This is a genomic window from Desulfovibrio sp. (genome assembly GCF_018379785.1).
Classification (GTDB): Bacteria; Desulfobacterota; Desulfovibrionia; order Desulfovibrionales; family Desulfovibrionaceae; genus Desulfovibrio.
Window position 1 is genome coordinate 23037 of record NZ_JAGZUV010000014.1, and the last position, 19059, is coordinate 42095.

Genomic DNA, 19059 nt, shown 5'->3' on the forward strand with positions numbered 1-19059 from the left:
AGCAGATTAACTTTGAAATGCTCTATACGCCGGGCAGCAGGCGCGTTTCCAGCTCATGGTCCACGGGCACCTCGCGCGAGGCGAATACCTTGTCTATCCGCACGGTGCCCGCCGGGGCGTTGCGCAGGGGCTTCACATGGCGCACCTCGGCATAGATGATGCGCGCGCTGGCCGCGTCGCGCTGCCAGCTTTTGCAGGCCGCCAGGCCCCCGGCCTGGTCCAGGGTGCGCTCGGGCACGGGCTGGCCGCCATGAGCCCGCCGGATGATCACATGCGAGCCGGGGCCGTTGTCGGCGTGCAGCCAGAGATCATGGGGCGCCGCCAGCTTGCGCGCCGCCAGATTGCCCTTGGCGTCGCGGCCCCGCAGCAGGGCGAAGCCGTCCTCGCTGATAAAGAGCTGCACGTTTTTGGGCAAACCGCCGGGCAGGGGCCGGCGCATTGCTTCTCCCGGACCGAAGGCGGAATCCGCCTTGTCCGCATCCCCGCCTGATATGCCCGCCAGACTTTCCCGGCGCGCGCGTTCCAGGGCTGCGGCTTCGGCTTCCAGAGCCGCGCGGCGTTGGGCCAGATGCTCCAGGCCGCGCTGCCCGCGCCGGGCGGTGTGAAAAAGCCGTTCCATGGCTTCGCGCACTGTATAGCGCGGGTCCAGCCTGATCTCCCTCGCCGGGCTGTGTTCCGTTTCCGGCACATCGACAAGGGGCGCGCGTAACTCCGCGGGCCAGCGCCAGAGGTTTTCCCGCAGGGCCAGGGCGTCGGCCCGGGCCGCGCACATGGCCGTGAGCCGGGCTTCTTCCTCCCGCAGTTTGTCCAGCAGGCGATCCAGCTTGCGGCCACGCCGGGTCAGCGGCAGGGCGGCGGCCACGGCCTTGTCCCTGGCCAGGCGCTCCAGCACCAGGCTCTGCCCGGCCCGCTCCAGCAGGGACAGGACGTCCGGGCCGCTTTCCTCTTTCAGACCGCCGCGCAGGTCCGGCGGCAGGGGCCAGGCCGAGACGGAGCGGATGTCTCCGCAACCGCCCCGAAGGCCGTCAGATCCCTCGGCGCTGTAGAGAAAAACATCGCCCCCGCCCACGCGCAGATCTTCCAGCAGGGCCCACTGTTCGGGTTCCTCCATCCGCTCCAGGCTGCGGCGCAGGGCGGGCGTGAGCACGGGCCACTGCCGCCAGTCGCTGCGGGCCTGGGCCAGTTCGGCGGGCGCGGGCCAGCGCGCGTCTTCCGTCTCCGGCCCGGTCTGGGCATCCAGAAAATGCAGGGACGCGCCCTCGCGCAGGTCCAGCAACAGCCAGGTCAGGCTTGTGCCCGGCGCGGCCCCGGCCGCTCCGCCCGGCAACAGCCAGAGCCTGCGCTGCCAGAACTGCGGCACGCAGGCGGCCACCCGGCGGTCGGCCGCGTACTTGCGCAGGCGCATGAGCCGGGCCGTGGGCGCGTGCCCCGCGCTGATCCGGCTTTCGGTCAGAAAGCAGAAGGGCTCCTTGCGCCCGAAGCGCAGGCAGAGCTGACGCTTGCGGCCCGCGCCGTAAAAAGTCAGGGTCAGGATGCCCGGCGCGGGTTCCTGGAATTTTTCCAGGCGCGCGCCGGTGAGCAGCGGGATCAGCAGGTCGCAGAAACGGCGAAAAAGATGGGCGTCCATGCGCGGGAGACTACAGCGGAACGGGCCGGGCGGCAACAGCGGCGCGCCCCGTTCCCGCCGCGTCATTGACCATGAAAAATTCCGTCTGAGCAGCGGGATGGGAATTGCGGGATGAAAATTACAAGATTACGGAAGCGGCCTCTCCGGGACTGGACGGCCGTGCAAAACGATGGATTTTGTTATCCGGCAAGAAAGCGGACCGGCGCGGCTCGGGGATAGTACAAAACAGTACAGACCCGGGCCGCGCCGGTCCGCTGGCGCTGTCCAGACGGCAAAAGACGCGTTTTACGCGGCCGTCCTAATCCCCGCGAAGGTGTTCGTCCTCTTCCTGCTTGGCCTTGCAGTTGATGCACAGACGCGTCACCGGCCGGGCTTTGAGGCGGGGAATGCTGATTTCCTCGCCGCATTCCTCGCAGATGCCGTAGGTGCCGTCGTCGATGCGTTGTCGGGCGGCCTGAATCTTGCGGATCAGGCGACGTTCGCGGTCGCGGATGCGCAGGGTGAAGGCACGGTCGGACTCGGCCGTGGCCCGGTCCGCCGGGTCGGCGAAGACTTCATTGCTGTCGGTAAGCTCCTCGATGGTGCTGTCGCCCTTCTGTTGGGCTTCCTCCAGCATCTCGGACAGGAGTTTGCGGAAAAATTCAAGGTCCTTGTGGTCCATATATCCTCCGGCCGGGTTGTATCGTTTGCACGATATCGGTTCGGCATATAAACTTCTCTAGATTGCAATAGGAATGTATAGCTGCAAAAGGCGCTTTTGTAAAGAGCCGTCGTCTTCAGAAAGGGAAAGTCGCGCCCGCTTGCGCCAGCGGCGCGGCTCAGGCTCCGGAGGCGGACCCGGGAGGGATTTCCCGCCTGAGGCGCGCTTCTTCGCGGATTTCGGCCCGTACCTCTTCCCAGGAAGGCTCGGCCCAGAGCGTGCCCGCGCGGTGCGGCGGGACGGCCAGTTCCAGGCCGCCGTTCTTCCAGGAAGCGCGCAGGGCGGTGAGGCCGCCGGCGGCCACGGCCTTGGGCGCGTATGAGGCGGTCAGGGCGGCGGCTTCCTCCAGCAGGGGACGCGGCCAGGTTGCGCCCCGGCGTGCCAGACCCAGAGGGCCGGGCAGGCCCGTCAGGCTGAGCAGGGCGTCTTCCGGCCCGGCGGCCGCCGCCAGACGCTTGTTGTCCGTGTTGTTGCGGCCCACGCTGCACCAGTAGTCGCGCCCGTCTTCCTGCCGCCAGAACTGCCGCCCCAGATTTGCCAGCGCGAAATCCTCTGCCAGGGACGGCCCGGCGTCGGCGCGGCGCGTGAGCACGGGCCAGTAGCGCCGGGCGTTTTCCCGTTCGGTCAGGCGGCAGCCGCCGCCGGGAGTGGGAATTTCCTTAAGAGCGAAGCGCCCGGCCAGGGCCAGTTGTTCGCCGCGCCCGCGTCCGGAAATGGACAGCAGGCGCGAGCGGTCCACCAGGCCGCTTTCCTCGGCCGGGGTAGGGGCCAGCAGCCGGGCGCAGAGCGGGCGCAGCAGCAGGCCGGCCACGCCCGCGTCGCGCGGGATCACATGCAGGGTGTCGCGTCGCTGGGACATGGGGCGCTGGCCCAGCACCTCGCCCGAGGCCAGCAGGCGTGCGCCCACGGCTTCCATATACAGGCGGGCGTGGCGCAGCAGCAGGATCTTGCAGTCCACGCAAGGGTTCATGACCTTGCCGAAACCGTGAACAGGGCGGCGGCGCAGCAGGGCCGCGAAATCCTCGCTGACGTCCAGGCTGACAATGTCCAGATTGTGCAGCCGCCGCCAGCGCGGCAACGCGGCTTCATCCCCGAAAAAGGGCGAGACGCAGTGCAGGCAGCGCACCTTCAGTCCCTGGTCTTCCAGCAGCTTGGCGGCCAGGATGCTGTCCAGGCCGCCGGAAAAAAGTACGATAACGTCCGGCGTTGCAGTCATGCCCGGCTTTGTACGCGAAGGACGCGCTCAAAGGCAAGGCTTTTGCTCGGAAAAGTCCGGCATTCCAGCTATTGATAATTATCTCTGTTAAGTTAGAATGCGGCCAGCCATAGGGCGAAAGGGGATTTGCCTTGCGCCGGGTGCTTTGTTATTATGGTGCGCTTGAATATCCGGACTGACGGCAAAGGCCGCGTGGCGGCATTTGCGCCGTTTTTCGTCTCCGCAAGTCATGCCGCGTGCGGCACGTGATGCCTCTGTGGGGCGCCCTGCGGACGAAAAGTCACGGCTCGTTTCTGAGCCCCGGTCGCGTCGGCCATGCCGATGCTTGCGATATCTTTTACCTGGAGCAACAGCAGTATGGCCAAAAAACCGGCCTTGAGCCCTGAAGACGCCCGCGCCGAAGCCCTGAGCACCGCGCTGTCCACCATTGAGCGCAAATACGGCAAGGGCGCGGTGATGAAATTGTCCGACGACGTGCAGGTGGATATTCCCGTGATCCCCACGGGTTCCATCGGCCTGGACCTGGCCCTGGGCGTGGGCGGTATTCCGCGCGGGCGCGTCACGGAAATTTTCGGGCCCGAATCCTCGGGCAAAACCACGCTCACCCTGCACATCATCGCCGAATGCCAGAAGCTGGGGGGCACCTGCGCCTTTGTGGACGCCGAGCACGCCCTGGACGTGGCCTATGCCCGGCGTCTGGGCGTGAATACCGACGAACTGCTCATCTCCCAGCCGGATTACGGCGAACAGGCCCTGGACATTGCGGACATGCTGGTGCGCTCCGGCGCGGTGGATATGGTGGTCATCGACTCGGTGGCGGCCCTGATTCCCCAGGCCGAACTGGAAGGCGACATGGGCGAAACCCAGGTGGGCGGCCATGCCCGCCTCATGTCCCACGCCATGCGCCGTCTCACCGGCACCATCCACAAATCGCGCACCTCGGTGATCTTCATCAACCAGATCCGCATGAAGATCGGCGTGCAGGGCTACGGCAGCCCGGAAACCACCACCGGCGGCAACGCGCTCAAGTTCTACTCCTCGGTGCGCATGGACATCCGCCGCATCCAGACCCTCAAGGACAAGGACGAAGCCTTCGGCTCGCGCACCAAGGTCAAGGTGGTCAAGAACAAGGTGGCCCCGCCCTTCCGCATCGCCACCTTTGACATCCTGTACGGCCAGGGCATTTCCCGTTCCGGCGAGTTGCTGGACCTGGGCATCGAGGCCAAGATCATCGAGCAGAGCGGCTCCTGGTTCGCCTTTGGTTCCGAAAAGTTGGGCCAGGGCCGGGAAAAGGTGCGTGCCCTGCTGGATGAAAACCTGGATCTGCGCAATCAGGTCGAGGCCAAGGTCATTGAATTTCTGGGCATGCATCCCAAGGAGTTCACGCCCAACGCCGAGGATCTGGACGAAGGCGCTGCCCCATTGGATTCCCCGGCCACGCCGGAATACGAGTAGTTTGAGGCCGGGGGCATCCCCCGGCCAAAGAGCGTTGACAACGCCAACGAAATCGAAAAACGCGAGCAGGACGTGCCGCGCCGTAAGACGAGCGATTTTCGTGTTTTTCCGCCCGGCGGCTCCGCCGCCGGCGGCGCAAAGGCCGCGAAGCGGACTTTGTCATCAGCCTGGACCCGGGGGCATCCCCCGGCCGTAATCCTTTCCCCGGCCGTTGCAGTTTCGGCCGGGTGCAGCCGCCACGGAGCCCGTATGCTGACTGCCCAAGAAATCCGCCGCCGTTATCTGGACTTTTTTCTGCGCCACCGGCACGAAATCGTGCCTTCCGGGCCGCTGATCCCGCCCAATGACCCCAGCCTTCTGTTCACCAACGCGGGCATGGTCCAGTTTAAAAAGCTCTTTCTGGGCGAGGAAAAGCGCGCCTACACCCGCGCGGCTTCCTGTCAGAAATGCCTGCGCGTGTCCGGCAAGCACAACGACCTGGAAAACGTGGGCCGCACCGCGCGCCACCACACCTTTTTCGAAATGCTGGGCAATTTTTCCTTCGGCGACTACTTCAAGCGCGAGGCCATTGCCTGGGCCTGGCAGTTCGTGACCGAAGAACTGCAACTGCCCAAGGAAAAACTCTGGGTCACGGTCTTCCGCGAGGACGACGAGGCCGCCGAGATCTGGAAGGACGTGGCCGGGCTTACCGACGCGCGCATCATCCGCATGGGTGAGAAGGACAACTTCTGGACCATGGGCGACACCGGCCCCTGCGGCCCCTGTTCCGAAATCTATATCGATCAGGGCGAGGACATGTCCTGCGGGCCGGACTGCGGCATCGGCAAGTGCGATTGCGACCGCTTTCTGGAAATCTGGAATCTGGTCTTCACCCAGTTCGATCAGGCCGCCGACGGCAGCCGCGCTCTGCTGGCCGCGCCCAACATCGACACCGGCATGGGCCTGGAGCGCATCGCCGCGGTCTGCCAGGGCAAGCGCTCCAATTTCGACTGCGACCTCTTTCAGGAAATCATCCAGTACGCGGCCGGGCTGGCGGGCGTGACCTACAGCTTCAGCGCGCCGGACACCAACGACGTGGACACGGCCCTGCGCGTCATCGCCGACCACAGCCGTTCCGCCGCCTTTCTCATCGCCGAGGGCGTGCTGCCCTCCAATGAAAACCGGGGGTACGTGCTGCGCCGCCTGATCCGCCGGGCCCTGCGCTTTGCCACGCTCATGGGCGTGCATGAACCCTTCATGCACAAGGTGGCCCGCAAGGTCACGGAAGTCATGGGCGAGGCCTATCCCGATCTTCTGGAGAGCGCGGACTTCATCGACCGCGCGGTCTTCGAGGAGGAACAGCGCTTCTCCCTGACCCTGGAAAAGGGCCTGCACCTGCTGGAAGAAGAGCTGCAACGCCTGGAAGCCGCCGGGCAGACTGTCATCCCGGGCGCATTCTGCTTCAAGCTCTACGATACGTACGGTTTCCCCCTGGACATCGTCACGGACGTGGCGGGCAAGCGCGGCTTTACGGCGGACGGGTCGGGCTTTGAGGCCCACATGCGCGAACAGCGCGAACGCGCCCGCGAGCACCAGAAAAAGGGCGGCCTGCTGGGCCAGGGCGCGGGCGAGGGCGACGCGGCCTTCAAAAAGCTGGCCGACGACGGTCTGCGTAGCGTCTTTGTGGGCTATGAAAGCCTTACGGCCGCAAGTCCGGTCACGGCTCTGCTGGACGCCGGGGGCGTGCCCGTGGACCACCTGGGCGAAGGCGAAACAGGCTTTGCCGTCACGGAAAAAACGCCGTTTTACGGCGAATCCGGCGGCCAGGCGGGCGACGCCGGGCTGCTTGCCGTCGTGTCGGGCGAGGCTGGAGTGCTGACCGCCCGCAAGCCCGCGCCGGATCTCATTGTCCATGAAATCGAAGTGTTGCGCGGCGAAGTGCATCTGGGGCAGGAAGCGACTCTCAGCGTGGACGCGGACAGCCGTCAGTCCACTGCCCGCAACCATACCTGCACCCATCTGCTGCACGCGGCCCTGCGCCGGACGCTGGGCACACACGTCAAGCAGGCCGGTTCCCTGGTGGACAGCCGGCGCCTGCGCTTCGACTTTTCGCATATTACGGCCCTGACCCCGGAGGAGCTGGCCGCCGTGGAACGCGACGTCAACCGCGCCATTATGGCCGATCTGCCGGTGGCCGCGCGCGAAATGCCGCGCGAGGAAGCCCTGGCCGGAGGGGCCATGGCCCTGTTCGGCGAGAAATACGGCGAAACCGTGCGTGTCCTTACTGTGGGATGCGAAGGCCGGGAGCCCGAATCCGTGGAACTCTGCGGCGGCACCCATCTCAGCCGCACCGGCCAGGCCGGCTCCTTCCTGATCGTGGCTGAAACCGGCGTGGCCGCCGGAACCCGCCGCATTGAGGCTGTCACCGGCTGGAACGCTTACGGCCTGGCTGTGGAACAGCGCGCCGAAGCCGCGGCCCTGGCCGGTCTGCTCAAATCCAAACCCGGTCAGCTGGCCGAGCGCGTACAGACCTTGCAGACGGAAGTCAAGAAAATGCGCAAGGCCTCGGAAAAGGCCGCCGCCGCGCCTGTGACGGGCGCGGACCTGCTGCGCCGGGCCGAGGAGGTCAACGGCGTGCGCCTGTTGGCCGCGCGTCTGGAAAACGTGCCGGTCAAGGCCCTGCGCGAGATCATGGACGACGTGCGCTCGCGCCTTTCCAGCGCCGGGGTGGCCTGCCTGGCCACGGTGGAAGAAGGCAAGGTGGGCCTGCTGCTCTATGTCTCCAAAGATTTGCACGGCCGCTTCACGGCTCCGGCCCTGATCAAGGAAGTGGCCGCGCCCTGCGGCGGCGCGGGCGGCGGCCGCCCGGATCTGGCCCAGGCGGGCGGCACCAGGCCCGAGGGCATTGACGAGGCCTTTGCCGTACTGAAAACTCTGATTGAAAAATAAGGACATATTCCATGATAGGCATTTCAAAACTGTACTGCGGACAGGTGGAACCTTCGGACGCACTGCGCTACGGCCGTGAATCCGGCAAACTGCCCTCGCATCTGCTGCAATTCTCCAAGGACAAGAAACCGGTCATTGTCTGGAACATGACCCAGCGCTGCAACCTCAAGTGCGTGCACTGCTATGCCCATGCCGTGGAAGTGGACGGCACGGATGATATCAATACCGAACAGGCCAAGGCCATGATCGACGACCTGGCGGCCTTCGGCGCGCCGGTGATGCTTTTTTCCGGCGGCGAACCCCTGGTGCGCAAGGATCTGGTGGAGCTGGCCAGCCATGCGACCGGCAAGGGCATGCGCGCGGTGGTCTCCACCAACGGCACCCTGATCACGCCCCAGAAGGCGCGCGAACTCAAAGAAGTGGGCCTCTCCTACGTGGGCATTTCCCTGGACGGCATGGAAGACGTGCACGACCATTTCCGCTGTGTGCCCGGCGCGTTCAAAAAAGCCCTGCAGGGCATTGCCAACTGCCAGGCCGAGGGCCTCAAGGTGGGCCTGCGCTTCACCATCAACAAGCGCAATGTGGCGGAAATTCCCGGCATCTTCCGTCTGCTCAAGGAGCTGGAAGTGCCGCGTGCCTGCTTCTACCATCTGGTCTATTCGGGCCGGGGCTCGGAACTGATCAAGGAAGACCTGGATCACGCCGAAACCCGCGCCGTGCTGGACCTGATCATGGATGAAACCCGCGCCCTGTTCGACGCGGGCCATCCCAAGGAAATTCTCACCGTGGACAACCATGCCGACGGCCCCTACGTCTGGATGCGCCTGAAGCGCGAAGACCCCAAGCGGGCCGAGGAAGTCTTTGAATTGTTGCAGTATAACGAGGGCAACAATTCAGGCCGGGGCATCGGCTGTATCTCCTGGGACGGCAAGGTGCACGCCGACCAGTTCTGGCGCGAGCACGTCTTCGGCAATGTGCTGGAGCGCCCCTTCTCCCGGATCTGGGACGACCCGGACATCGAACTGCTGCACAAGCTCAAGAACAAAAAGGTCCATGTGGGCGGGCGTTGCGCGAAATGTAAATATCTGAACATCTGCGGCGGCAACTTCCGGGCTCGGGCCGAGGCTTTTTACGGCGACGAATGGGCGCAGGATCCGGCGTGTTATCTCACCGATGAAGAGATCGGCCTGTAAGTAAGGCATTTGCCTGTTGCAAATCGAATGAACTACGACGCTCTGCCCGGTGTAAATTAGGGGGCAGAGCGTCGTTTTGCGCCAGAGTGAGCGTCTTAAAATTTTTGAGAATGCCAATGCTCAAAGTTAATCTACTCCAATAGGGGAATCCTCATAGCGGATAATGGTTGTCGCTGGCAGACCATAGTAAGATTTGATCCACGCTTCGATATATGGTCTGTTATCATACGGCATACATTCATGGTAATAACGTGCCGGTAATTTGTAGAAAATGACTTCATGGGGCGGTGTAGGGAGCTCTCCCGCTTTTTTAAAATTCATGTCGTTTGCAATGACAGTTGGATAGTTTAAATAGTATCCATAGATAACATAATATGAATGATGCAGCACCCCCAACATAAGAAGCATTAGTACAAATTTCGTCGCGTATTTTTTCATACTACTGTATTTAGAGACAAGGACAGGAAAAACTCCGCTACAGAATATGGCCAGTAAAAAGCTGGCTGGGAAATAGATTCTGGGCGAGATATAACGCAGGCGGATAACGTAGAAAATAGCAAGCGTAGCGGCTGCCATTCCCAAGAAGGGCAGCAGGCGCCGAATGACCGTCCCCCGCAGCAGAAACAGAGCCGCCGCTAGGGAAAGTAGCCAGATCACTGCCCCCGGTGCCCGCAGCATATCCCGGACAAGTTCCCATGTCACTGCGGGCAATTCTGCCAGCGTGTGCATTCCTCCGTCATGCCCGGAAGCAAGCCTTTTGAAATTTCCCGGTGCCGCCAGCATGCAGCATGAGCCCAGCAATGCCGCACACTGCACTGTCAGAAGCGGTTTTTTCAGTATCCTGAACTGGCTGATGGAAGAAGCACTCACAAGAAACAGCGGTGCAAAGCTGATTGCCGCCAAGATGATCTGTTCCTGCGAAAAGCCCGCAAGAAAGAACATCATACCCATCAGAAAAAGGCGCCCACAAGACTGGGCATGCTGAAAATGCCAAGCATAGACAAGGTATATTCCGATCATTAGGGGGCATAACGGCCAGACGTATAGTACGGACGCAGAAGCCCAGAAAAGAGCATTTTTGTATGTGTCCGGATAAAAAAGAAGATAGCTGCCCAGTAGAACGCAAAGAACATATAACCAGTTTTTTTCATGATCGTTGACGACGGTCAGGACTGTTTTATAGGCAAAAAATAACGCTGTTCCCGTAACGAATGCCTGAACAAGCATGAAGCCCTGCATACCGAGCTTCATGCTCAGAATTTGAAAAAAAAAGAAGAGGACACGTCCTCCCCAATTCATATAATGATCCTTGCAAAAGGCTATTATATCAGCAAGTCCGCGACCACTGTATTCCCCTGTCACACCATAAACAAGCGAACCATATCCATAATCATCATGATAAAAACCAATGTATTTACTCTGAAAGTATGTTAGAAGAAGTATAAAGATAAAAACGTATACATCTCTCTCTCTCTCTCTCTCTCTCTCTCTCTCTCTCTCTCTCTCTCTCTCTCTCTCTCATTGTTCCTCCCATTTTGATATCACATCAGGCTGTTTTTGTTTGGCGGCAACATTTGGCGGACGGGTTGCTGTCCAGAGTTTTTTTTAACATTTTACCTCGCCGTCAAGAGCTCGTCGCAGGCCGGAAGAACGTTAAAGCATTTCATCTTTGAAATGCTCTAACGCCGAACACGGTGAGGCACGCTACGAAGGGGTGTGGATTCCGGCAAAGCGACCGAAGGCAGCCCGAAGGGCTGTCCCCGTTGGCGACAACGGAGCCATACGGGGATCGACAGTAGCGATAACCGCGTTTTTTTGCCGGAATGACACCTTTTAACCGTGTGGCGTTTCAAAGAGAATCAGTTCTGGGAGCGCTGGTTCAGAAGAGCGGGCGGACACGAAAGGGATTTTCCCGATATATCCGGGATACGCCATCATGCTGCCACATCTCTCTGTATGTCAGTAATCGCCCGCAACTGGACATACTTTCCCCTCAGAGAATTTTGCGTTATCCTGAAAAGGACGTCAATGACCGCAACTGCGGAAATTTTATACGAGGTATCTGCTATGTCCCAGACATTTCATCGCGGCCGTCGGCTGCGCTGGACCCCGGAACTCCGCACCCTGGTGCGCGAAACTCCGCCCCTGCTGGTGGAAGACCTGATCATGCCCTATTTTGTGGTGGAAACCGAAGACGCATCCTTCCGCAAGGAAGTGGCTTCCATGCCCGGCCAGTACCAGCTCTCTCTGGCTGAACTGGAAAAGCAGGTGGAAAAGGCCGTGGACGCGGGCCTGATGTCCGTGCTGCTCTTCGGCATTCCGGCTGAAAAAGATGAAAAAGCCAGCTCGGCCTACGCCGAGGACGGCATTGTGCAGCAGGCCGTGCGCCGCCTCAAGGAGCGCTGGCCCAAGCTCATCGTCATCACCGACGTCTGCCTCTGCGAATACATGAGCCACGGCCACTGCGGCGTGCTGATGCCCGACGGCGCGGTGCTCAATGATCCCACGTTGCCCCTGCTGGCCAAGACGGCCGTCAGCCACGCGGCCGCCGGGGCGGACATGGTGGCCCCCTCGGACATGATGGACGGGCGGGTGGCGGCTATCCGCGCGGCCCTGGACGAGGGCGGCCTCAAGGAATTGCCCATCATGTCCTATGCCGTGAAGTACGCCTCTGCCTATTACGGTCCTTTCCGCGACGCGGCGGAATCCGCCCCGGCCGCCGGGGACCGCAAGTCCTATCAGATGGACCCCGGCAATGCCCGCGAGGCGCTCATTGAAGTTCGCGCGGATCTGGCCGAAGGCGCGGACGCGCTCATCGTCAAGCCCGCCGGTCCGTACGGGGACATCATCCGCCTGGTGCGCGAGCATGTGGAAGTGCCGCTCTGCGCCTATCAGGTCAGCGGCGAATACGCCATGATCCGCGCGGCCGGGCTCAACGGCTGGATCGACGAGCGCGCGGTCATGCTGGAAAGCCTGCTGGGCCTCAAACGGGCGGGCGCGGACATGATCATCACCTATTTCGCCGAGGAAATCCTAAGGCAAAGGCTGGCGCGCTGATGCACGGACACGAGCAACACGGCGGGCATCCGGGAGCCATGCCTAAAGGCCATCCCGGCGGCCATCCGGGGAGTGAGCCCGGCAATGCGCCGGGCATGCCCGCCCGCGTTCTGGAAGACGGCAGCCCGGTCTGCCGTCTGGTCGCCTGGGAAGTGACCCGCTCCTGCAACTTGGCCTGCAAGCACTGCCGGGCCGAGGCCCACCCAGAGCCGTATCCCGGCGAGCTGTCCACGGACGAGGCCAAGGCGCTCATCGACACGTTTCCTCAGGTGGGCAATCCCATCATCATCTTCACCGGCGGCGATCCTATGATGCGGCCGGACGTCTACGAACTGGTGGCCTATACCCACTCCAAGGGCCTGACCTGCGCCTTTTCGCCCAACGGCACCCTGATCACCCCGGAAAGCGCCCGCCGGATCAAAGAGGCGGGCGTGGAGCGCTGCTCCATTTCCATCGACGGGGCCGACGCGGCCAGTCACGACGCCTTTCGCGGCGTGCCCGGCGCGTTTGAGGACAGCATGCGCGGCATCGGCTATCTCAAGGACGTGGGCGTGCCCTTTCAGATCAACACCACGGTGACCCGCAACAACCTGAGCAGCTTCAAGAAGATCTTCGAGCTCTGCGAGCGCATCGGCGCGGCGGCCTGGCATATCTTTCTGCTGGTGCCCATGGGCCGGGCCTCGGGCTTGGCGGATCAGGTCATCACCGCACAGGAATACGAGGACGTGCTGCACTGGTTGTATGATTTCCGCAAGGGCACAAACATGCACCTCAAGGCCACCTGCGCGCCGCACTATTACCGGATCATGCGCCAGCGCGCGCATGAGGAAGGCCTGAGCGTCACGCCGGAAACCTTCGGCATGGACGCCATGACCAGGGGCTGTCTGGGCGGCACGGGTTTCTGCTTCATCAGCCATACCGGCCAGGTGCAGCCCTGCGGGTATCTGGAGCTGAATTGCGGCAATGTGCGCGAAATGCCCTTCCCGGAGATCTGGCGCAAGAGCGAATACTTTCGTCAGTTCCGCGACCAGTCCTGTTACACGGGCAAATGCGGCGTCTGCGAGTTCCACAAGGTTTGCGGCGGCTGCCGGGCCCGCGCCCGGAGCATGAGCGGCGACCATATGGGGCCTGAGCCCCTGTGCACCTACGTGCCCTCGAAAATGAAGACACGCTGAATCCGGACAACAAGATAACAGTCAAACAGCAGGATCGCAGCATGGATAAGCAGAGCCGCGGCATCACGGACAATGCCGCCGGTCAGATGGACAGCGTGGACAGACATCTGCTGGACATCATCCAGACGGACTTTCCACTCGTATCCCGGCCGTATGCCGAGCTGGGGCAACGCCTGGGCATCCCTGAGGAGGAAGCTCTGGAGCGGGTGCGGGCTTTGCGCGGCCGCAAGATCATCCGCCGACTGGGAGCCAATTTCCAATCCGCCAAACTGGGCTTCGTGTCCACGCTCTGCGCGTCCAAGGTGCCCGAGGACAAGCTGGACGCCTTTATTGCCGAGGTCAACGCCCAGCCCGGCGTGACCCATAATTATCTGCGCGAGCACAGCTACAACGTCTGGTTCACCCTGATCAGCCCTTCGCGCGAGGAGAGCCGGGCCGTTCTGGACGGCATCAGCGCGCGCACCGGCGTGAGCATTCTCAATCTGCCGGCCACCAAGCTGTACAAGATCCGCGTGGATTTCCGCATGGGGGACGAGGCGTAGCCGCTGTGAGTCGGTGAAAATTTCGCGCATAAATTGTGCCCGAAATTTTCACGATCAGCCCCTAGCCCGGAGCCCGAAGCCGCAATCGCACTCCGGCGCAAGGACGCTTTCCGTCATCGCGATGACGGAAAGCGTCCTTGCGCCGGATTTTTTTCTCGACCTATCTCCGGCAGTTTGGCATGCTTAAGACGGGAGGGTGACAACCGATTGCCGCCATTGAGGAAAAACAGAATGAGCGAGCATCATGTCAACCCCGACGGGCAGGATCCACCGCACGCGCTCAAGCGTGGTTTGAGTCAGAGGCATATCCAGCTTATTGCCATCGGCGGCGCCATCGGCACCGGCCTTTTCATGGGTTCGGGCAAGACCATCAATCTCGCCGGGCCGTCCATCGTCTTTGTCTACATGATCATCGGCGCGTTCATCTATCTGGCCATGCGCGCCATGGGCGAACTGCTGCTTTCCAACCTGCGCTACAAATCCTTCATGGACATGGCCGAGGACATCATCGGCCCGTGGGCGGGTTTTTTTGTCGGATGGACGTACTGGTTCTGCTGGGTGGTGACAGGCACGGCGGACGTCATCGCCATCACCTCATACTTTCACTTCTGGTTTCCGGCCATATCCGTCTGGATTCCGTCGATTCTGGTAGTGCTCCTGATCATGGGCCTGAATCTCGTTTCCGTGAACCTGTTTGGCGAACTGGAGTTCTGGTTCGCTTCCATCAAGGTAATGGCCATCCTGGTCATTATCGCCGTGGGCGTGTACATGGTGCTTACGGGGTTCACTTCTTCCGTTTCCGGGCACACGGCTTCCGTGGCGAACCTGTGGGAGTATGGGGGTTGGTTCCCCAAGGGCGCTCTCGGATTTTTCGCCGGTTTCCAGATCGCCCTGTTCGCCTTTGTCGGCATTGAGCTCATCGGCACCACCGCCGCGGAAGCCAAGGACCCTGAAACCAGCCTGCCCAGGGCCATCAACACCATTCCTTACCGTATCGTCTTCTTCTATGTCTTCGCGCTGCTGGCCATCATGTGCATCACGCCCTGGTCGGATATCGACAGCCAGAGCAGCCCCTTTGTGAACACCTTTGTGGCCGTGGGCGTTCCGGCCGCGGCCAGCATCATCAATTTTGTGGTGCTGACGTCCGCGGCATCCTCGGCAAACAGCGGCATCTATTCCACAAGCCGCATGCTTTACGGCCTGGGGCTGGTAGGAGTGGCCCCACGGAGATTCGGCAGGCTTTCGTCCCGCCGGGTGCCCGCCGACGGGCTGCTGTTTTCCTGTATCTGCCTGTTGCTCGGCGCGTCCATGCTGATCATCATGCCCACCATCATGTCCGCATTCACGATTATGACGTCGGTTTCGTCAGTGTGCTTTGTTTTCATCTGGTCGATGATCATGGTGGCCTATTATGTGTATCGCAAGAAACATCCCGAGCGCCATGCGGCATCGAAGTTCAGGCTGCCCGGCGGCGTGTTTTCCTGCGGGGCGGTCCTGGCGTTCTTTATCGGCATCCTTGTCCTGATGGCGCTTGAGCACGATACCAGAATGGCGCTGCTGGCCACGCCTCTCTGGTTTATCGTCCTGGGCGTCGGCTATTATTGCAGTCGCAAGAACCACATCAGCTACAGGAAGGAAAATACCCGGCCATAGAGCGGAGTAACGTTAAGAATTGACACGTTCGAAGTTGCCGCAGGCCCGGACTGTAATAATTCCCCGGCTTCGTGTCCCGTCCGCTGCCCGTCTGAAAAGCGGCGAACCACGGAATCACGGAGCTACGGAATCACGGAACTGCGGAACCGGGGATTGGGGATTATCGTTTGAGGGGTGCCGCGCTCTTTACGGCTTTGCCGCTCTGGAGGTATGTTCGCAAATAAGGCGGGACCGCATTCTCGCCGCGGCTTGAGGACCGCGCATGCTTTGAACCCGGACACAGTTTCAAAGCATGCCTGCCTCAAAATCGAAAATGCGGGCCGGGCGCGAGCCCGGCGGGAGAGACAGATGCGGTTTTTGGCAAAAGCGATGGTATTGTTGCTGCTGTTTGCGGCGGCCGCCGGATACGCGCCGCACGCCGCAAACGTACATGATTCCCGGGCCGAGGCCGTCCAGAGGGACAGCCGATGGGCCGAGCCCGTGCGGGCGGAGGGGCTGCCCAATCTTTACCGGGTGAATTCCGAAGTCTATCGCTCCGGCCAGCCCGAGGGAGCGGGCCTGCGCAGCGCGGAAAATCTGGGCGTCAAAACCGTTCTGTCTCTGCGCTCCACCAACAGGGATGGAGCCTTGGACAAGAGCGCGGACCTGCTGCTCAGAAATGTGCCCATGCGCTCCTGGAACACCCATGATGAGGATATCATCAGCGCATTGCGCGTCATCCACGACGCGCCCAAGCCCATCCTGGTGCACTGTCGGCACGGTGCGGACAGGACGGGCCTGATCATGGCCATGTACCGGGTGGTTTTTCAGGGCTGGACAAAGGAACAGGCCAAGAAGGAAATGCTTGAGGGCGGCTACGGCTTTCATGCCGTCTGGGTCAATATCACGCGGAGAATAGACACGGCGGATATCGCGGCCATCCGGGCCCGGATTTTCAAAAAGCAAAGCACGGCCGCCGTTCCGGCGCTCCAACGGGGTGCCGCCCTCGTTCATATCGAAAACCTTTTCAAGGAGAACGCCCATGCGCACGTATAAACAATTCATCAACGGCGAACTGGTCAGCAGGCCCGGCGAGGGCATGATTGATGTGGAAAATCCTTCCAGCGGCCAAATCATGGCCCAGGTGCCGGACGGCGGGGCGGAAGACGCCCAGGCCGCGCTGGAGGCCGCGCGCGCCGCGCAGGACGCCTGGGCCGCGCTGCCCGCGCCCACACGCGCCACGGCGCTGAAAAAACTGGCCGAGGGCATTCGCGGGCGTCGAACCGAACTGGCCGCCATCCTGGCCGAGGAACAGGCCAAAACCCTGCCCCTGGCCCAGGTGGAAGTGGATTTCACCGCCGAGTATTTCGACTACTACGCGGGTTGGGCTCGGATCTACGAAGGCGAGACCATCCAGAGCGACCGCCCGCGCGAAAACATTCTGCTTTACCGCCAGCCCATCGGCGTGGTGGCGGGCATCTGCCCCTGGAATTTCCCGCTCTTCGTCACGGCCCGCAAGGTGGCCCCGTCCCTGCTGGCCGGGTGTACCGTGGTGGTCAAACCCAGCAGCGTGGCCCCGGTCACGGTCATGGAATTCGCCAAGATCGCCGCCGGGCTTGATCTGCCCAGGGGCATCCTCAACGTGGTTACCGGCGGCGGGGCGCGCCTGGGCGAGGCCCTGGCCAAGAGCCCGCTGACCGACATGGTGTCCCTCACCGGCAGCGTGGAGGCCGGGCAGCGCATCATCGCGGCCGGCGCGGCCAACATCACCAAGGTTTCCCTGGAACTGGGCGGCAAGGCCCCGGCCATCGTCTGCGCGGACGCGGACCTGGATCTGGCGGCCAAGGCCGTCACGGCCTCGCGGGTGATCTTCAGCGGCCAGGTCTGCAACTGCGCCGAGCGGGTCTATGTGCACGAGAGCATTGCCGACGCCTTTGCGGAAAAACTGGTCAAGGCTTTTGAAGCCGTGCGCCTGGGCGACCCCTTTGACGAGCCCGCGCCGGACATGTGCAGCCAGATCAATGCCGAGCAATTGGCGAAAATTGAGGGCATGGTCCGCCGGGCCAGGGCCGACGGCGCGGAGGCGGTCACGGGCGGCGCGCCCGCAGACAGGAAGACGGGCTATTTCTACACGCCCACGCTCCTGCGCAATTGCCGCCAGGACATGGAAATCGTGCGCAAGGAGATCTTCGGGCCGGTACTGCCCATGCTGACCTTCCGCGATTTCGACGAGGCCATTGCCCTGGCCAACGACTGCGAATACGGCCTGACCTCCTCCATCTACACGCGCAATGTTTCCCTGGCCATGGAGGCCGTCAACCGGCTCAAGTTCGGCGAGACCTACGTCAACCGCGAAAACTTCGAAGGCATGCAGGGCTTCCATGCGGGCTGGCGCAAGTCCGGCATCGGCGGCGCTGACGGCAAGCACGGTCTTCTGGAATATCTGCAGACGCACGTGGCGTATATCCAGTATTGAGGGCGGCTTCAAAAATAACATCGCCCGGCGCGCATGTTATGGAACCTCCGCGCCGGGTGCGTGCCGCAAGGCCAAGAAACCGCGCCGGTGGGTTCTGATGCGCATCGACGTTGCTGTCCAACAGTGGAGCGCGCCTCACGCGTGCCCCGCCATCCCCTCATTGCCGGAAAAGGAAAAACCGTCATGAAAAAAATTCTGTTCGCCTGCGCCGTCTGTCTGCTGCTGGCCGGGACCGCCCATGCGGCCAGCCTGTCCATCGGGGGCGAGAGCATCAGCTACACCGTGCCGCAAGGCTATCTGCCAGGCGACAAGGAACCCTATCTCAGCGTGCGCAGATTCCTGACCGGGATTTCGCCCAAAAACATGCAGATCCTGGCGCTTTACGTGGACGAGGAAAGCCACAAAAAGTTCGTGGACCCCAACGGGCAGCGCCTGGAAAAATATTTCATCATTTCCACATTGCGGCCGCTTGCGGACAAAAATCTGAGCGTAAAGGATTTCGCCGAGGTAAAAAAAGGCATCGCCAAGGCGCAGGAGCAGTTGAAGACAACGCTTAAAAAGAAGATCAACAAGGTACTGGGCAAGGCCGGCGACGGCAGCATGAGCATCGGCGAGATTGACACGCTGGGCGTTTTCGACACCAGCGACACCAGCCTTTCCTTTATGGCGGTCATGGACCAGGTGAGCCGCGCGGGCGGGCAGCGGGAAGTGGACAAGCAGGCCGTGATTTCCAGTTATCTGCTGGCTCAGGGGAAACTGGTCATCGTCAACCAGTACCAGATTCTCAACCCGGCCGAGAACATGGCTGCGCAACTGGACGCGGCCAAAGCCCACGCCGGGGAAATCCTCAAGGAACTGAATATCGATCACAGCGTGCCCTGGGCGTCGTACCTGGATTCCTTTGCGGGCAAGCTGGTGCTGGCCGCGCTGATCGGCGGCCTGGTCGGCGGTTTGGTCGGCTGGGTGGTCAACCGGAAAAAGAAGAAAAAGGCCGAAGCCGCCTGAGCCGTTCGCTGACGGTTTGAGCCGTAAAATGCGAAAGAGGCGGCCTTGGAGCA

General features: G+C 61.9%; 14 protein-coding genes. 10 read left to right on the forward strand and 4 right to left on the reverse strand.

Annotated features, from left to right (window positions below; translation table 11 throughout):
* Positions 1–22: 22 nt before the first annotated feature.
* The 3 genes from KH208_RS04505 to KH208_RS04515 form a co-directional block, all read right to left on the reverse strand.
* On the reverse strand, positions 23–1693 hold the full coding sequence (locus KH208_RS04505) for an NFACT RNA binding domain-containing protein (protein WP_291434209.1): 1671 nt from the start codon (positions 1691–1693) through the stop codon (positions 23–25).
* Positions 1694–1925: 232 nt separating this feature from the next.
* Positions 1926–2288, reverse strand: coding sequence for an RNA polymerase-binding protein DksA (dksA, locus tag KH208_RS04510; RefSeq protein WP_291434210.1), 363 nt, complete (start codon positions 2286–2288; stop codon positions 1926–1928).
* A 157-nt stretch (positions 2289–2445) separates the two neighbouring features.
* Positions 2446–3543, reverse strand: coding sequence for a tRNA(5-methylaminomethyl-2-thiouridylate) methyltransferase (locus tag KH208_RS04515; RefSeq protein WP_291434211.1), 1098 nt, complete (start codon positions 3541–3543; stop codon positions 2446–2448).
* A gap of 357 nt (positions 3544–3900) precedes the next feature.
* Here KH208_RS04515 and recA point away from each other — a divergent pair, with 357 nt between their 5' ends.
* From recA to ahbC, 3 genes are all read left to right on the forward strand, one after another.
* The gene (recA, locus tag KH208_RS04520; protein ID WP_291434212.1) at positions 3901–4998 is read left to right on the forward strand and encodes a recombinase RecA; all 1098 of its coding nucleotides are present in this window, start codon (positions 3901–3903) and stop codon (positions 4996–4998) included.
* 249 nt (positions 4999–5247) lie between these two features.
* A complete protein-coding gene (gene alaS, locus KH208_RS04525; protein ID WP_291434213.1) occupies positions 5248–7926 on the forward strand; it encodes an alanine--tRNA ligase in 2679 nt (892 codons plus the stop codon).
* Positions 7927–7937: 11 nt separating this feature from the next.
* Complete coding sequence (ahbC, locus tag KH208_RS04530) at positions 7938–9119, forward strand: 12,18-didecarboxysiroheme deacetylase (protein WP_291434215.1); 1182 nt, start codon at positions 7938–7940, stop codon at positions 9117–9119.
* A 126-nt stretch (positions 9120–9245) separates the two neighbouring features.
* Here ahbC and KH208_RS04535 read toward each other — a convergent pair whose 3' ends face one another.
* Complete coding sequence (locus KH208_RS04535; RefSeq protein ID WP_291434247.1) at positions 9246–10568, reverse strand: DUF6056 family protein; 1323 nt, start codon at positions 10566–10568, stop codon at positions 9246–9248.
* Between the two features lie 618 nt (positions 10569–11186).
* Here KH208_RS04535 and hemB point away from each other — a divergent pair.
* The 7 genes from hemB to KH208_RS04570 all read left to right on the forward strand — a co-directional run bounded on the left by hemB (position 11187) and on the right by KH208_RS04570 (position 19006).
* Positions 11187–12176, forward strand: a complete 990-nt coding sequence (gene hemB, locus KH208_RS04540; protein ID WP_291434217.1) for a porphobilinogen synthase — start codon at positions 11187–11189, stop codon at positions 12174–12176.
* Positions 12176–13351 (forward strand): heme b synthase, encoded by a 1176-nt coding sequence (gene ahbD / locus KH208_RS04545; RefSeq protein ID WP_291434219.1) that lies wholly within the window; start codon positions 12176–12178, stop codon positions 13349–13351. Before hemB ends, ahbD begins: the two co-directional genes overlap by 1 nt.
* Before the next feature lie 41 nt (positions 13352–13392).
* Positions 13393–13893, forward strand: a complete 501-nt coding sequence (locus KH208_RS04550; protein ID WP_291434221.1) for an AsnC family transcriptional regulator — start codon at positions 13393–13395, stop codon at positions 13891–13893.
* Between the two features lie 231 nt (positions 13894–14124).
* Complete coding sequence (gene cycA, locus KH208_RS04555) at positions 14125–15546, forward strand: D-serine/D-alanine/glycine transporter (protein WP_291434223.1); 1422 nt, start codon at positions 14125–14127, stop codon at positions 15544–15546.
* Positions 15547–15894: 348 nt separating this feature from the next.
* Positions 15895–16581 (forward strand): tyrosine-protein phosphatase, encoded by a 687-nt coding sequence (locus tag KH208_RS04560; protein WP_291434225.1) that lies wholly within the window; start codon positions 15895–15897, stop codon positions 16579–16581.
* Entirely contained in the window at positions 16568–18001 is a 1434-nt protein-coding gene (gene aldA / locus KH208_RS04565) for an aldehyde dehydrogenase (protein WP_291434227.1), read from the forward strand. Before KH208_RS04560 ends, aldA begins: the two co-directional genes overlap by 14 nt.
* A 183-nt stretch (positions 18002–18184) precedes the next feature.
* On the forward strand, positions 18185–19006 hold the full coding sequence (locus KH208_RS04570) for a hypothetical protein (RefSeq protein ID WP_291434228.1): 822 nt from the start codon (positions 18185–18187) through the stop codon (positions 19004–19006).
* The last annotated feature ends 53 nt before the right edge of the window (positions 19007–19059 follow it).

What these genes read in the sequence shown, in the direction of transcription:
- dksA (WP_291434210.1), bottom strand. Translation starts at nt 2,288, where the DNA reads ATGGACCACAAGGACCTTGAATTTTTCCGCAAACTCCTGTCCGAGATG.
- KH208_RS04560 (WP_291434225.1), top strand. Translation starts at nt 15,895, where the DNA reads ATGCGGTTTTTGGCAAAAGCGATGGTATTGTTGCTGCTGTTTGCGGCG.
- ahbC (WP_291434215.1), top strand. Translation starts at nt 7,938, where the DNA reads ATGATAGGCATTTCAAAACTGTACTGCGGACAGGTGGAACCTTCGGAC.
- KH208_RS04505 (WP_291434209.1), bottom strand. Translation starts at nt 1,693, where the DNA reads ATGACGCGGCGGGAACGGGGCGCGCCGCTGTTGCCGCCCGGCCCGTTC.
- ahbD (WP_291434219.1), top strand. Translation starts at nt 12,176, where the DNA reads ATGCACGGACACGAGCAACACGGCGGGCATCCGGGAGCCATGCCTAAA.
- KH208_RS04515 (WP_291434211.1), bottom strand. Translation starts at nt 3,543, where the DNA reads ATGACTGCAACGCCGGACGTTATCGTACTTTTTTCCGGCGGCCTGGAC.
- aldA (WP_291434227.1), top strand. Translation starts at nt 16,568, where the DNA reads ATGCGCACGTATAAACAATTCATCAACGGCGAACTGGTCAGCAGGCCC.
- alaS (WP_291434213.1), top strand. Translation starts at nt 5,248, where the DNA reads ATGCTGACTGCCCAAGAAATCCGCCGCCGTTATCTGGACTTTTTTCTG.
- KH208_RS04550 (WP_291434221.1), top strand. Translation starts at nt 13,393, where the DNA reads ATGGATAAGCAGAGCCGCGGCATCACGGACAATGCCGCCGGTCAGATG.
- hemB (WP_291434217.1), top strand. Translation starts at nt 11,187, where the DNA reads ATGTCCCAGACATTTCATCGCGGCCGTCGGCTGCGCTGGACCCCGGAA.
- recA (WP_291434212.1), top strand. Translation starts at nt 3,901, where the DNA reads ATGGCCAAAAAACCGGCCTTGAGCCCTGAAGACGCCCGCGCCGAAGCC.
- KH208_RS04570 (WP_291434228.1), top strand. Translation starts at nt 18,185, where the DNA reads ATGAAAAAAATTCTGTTCGCCTGCGCCGTCTGTCTGCTGCTGGCCGGG.
- cycA (WP_291434223.1), top strand. Translation starts at nt 14,125, where the DNA reads ATGAGCGAGCATCATGTCAACCCCGACGGGCAGGATCCACCGCACGCG.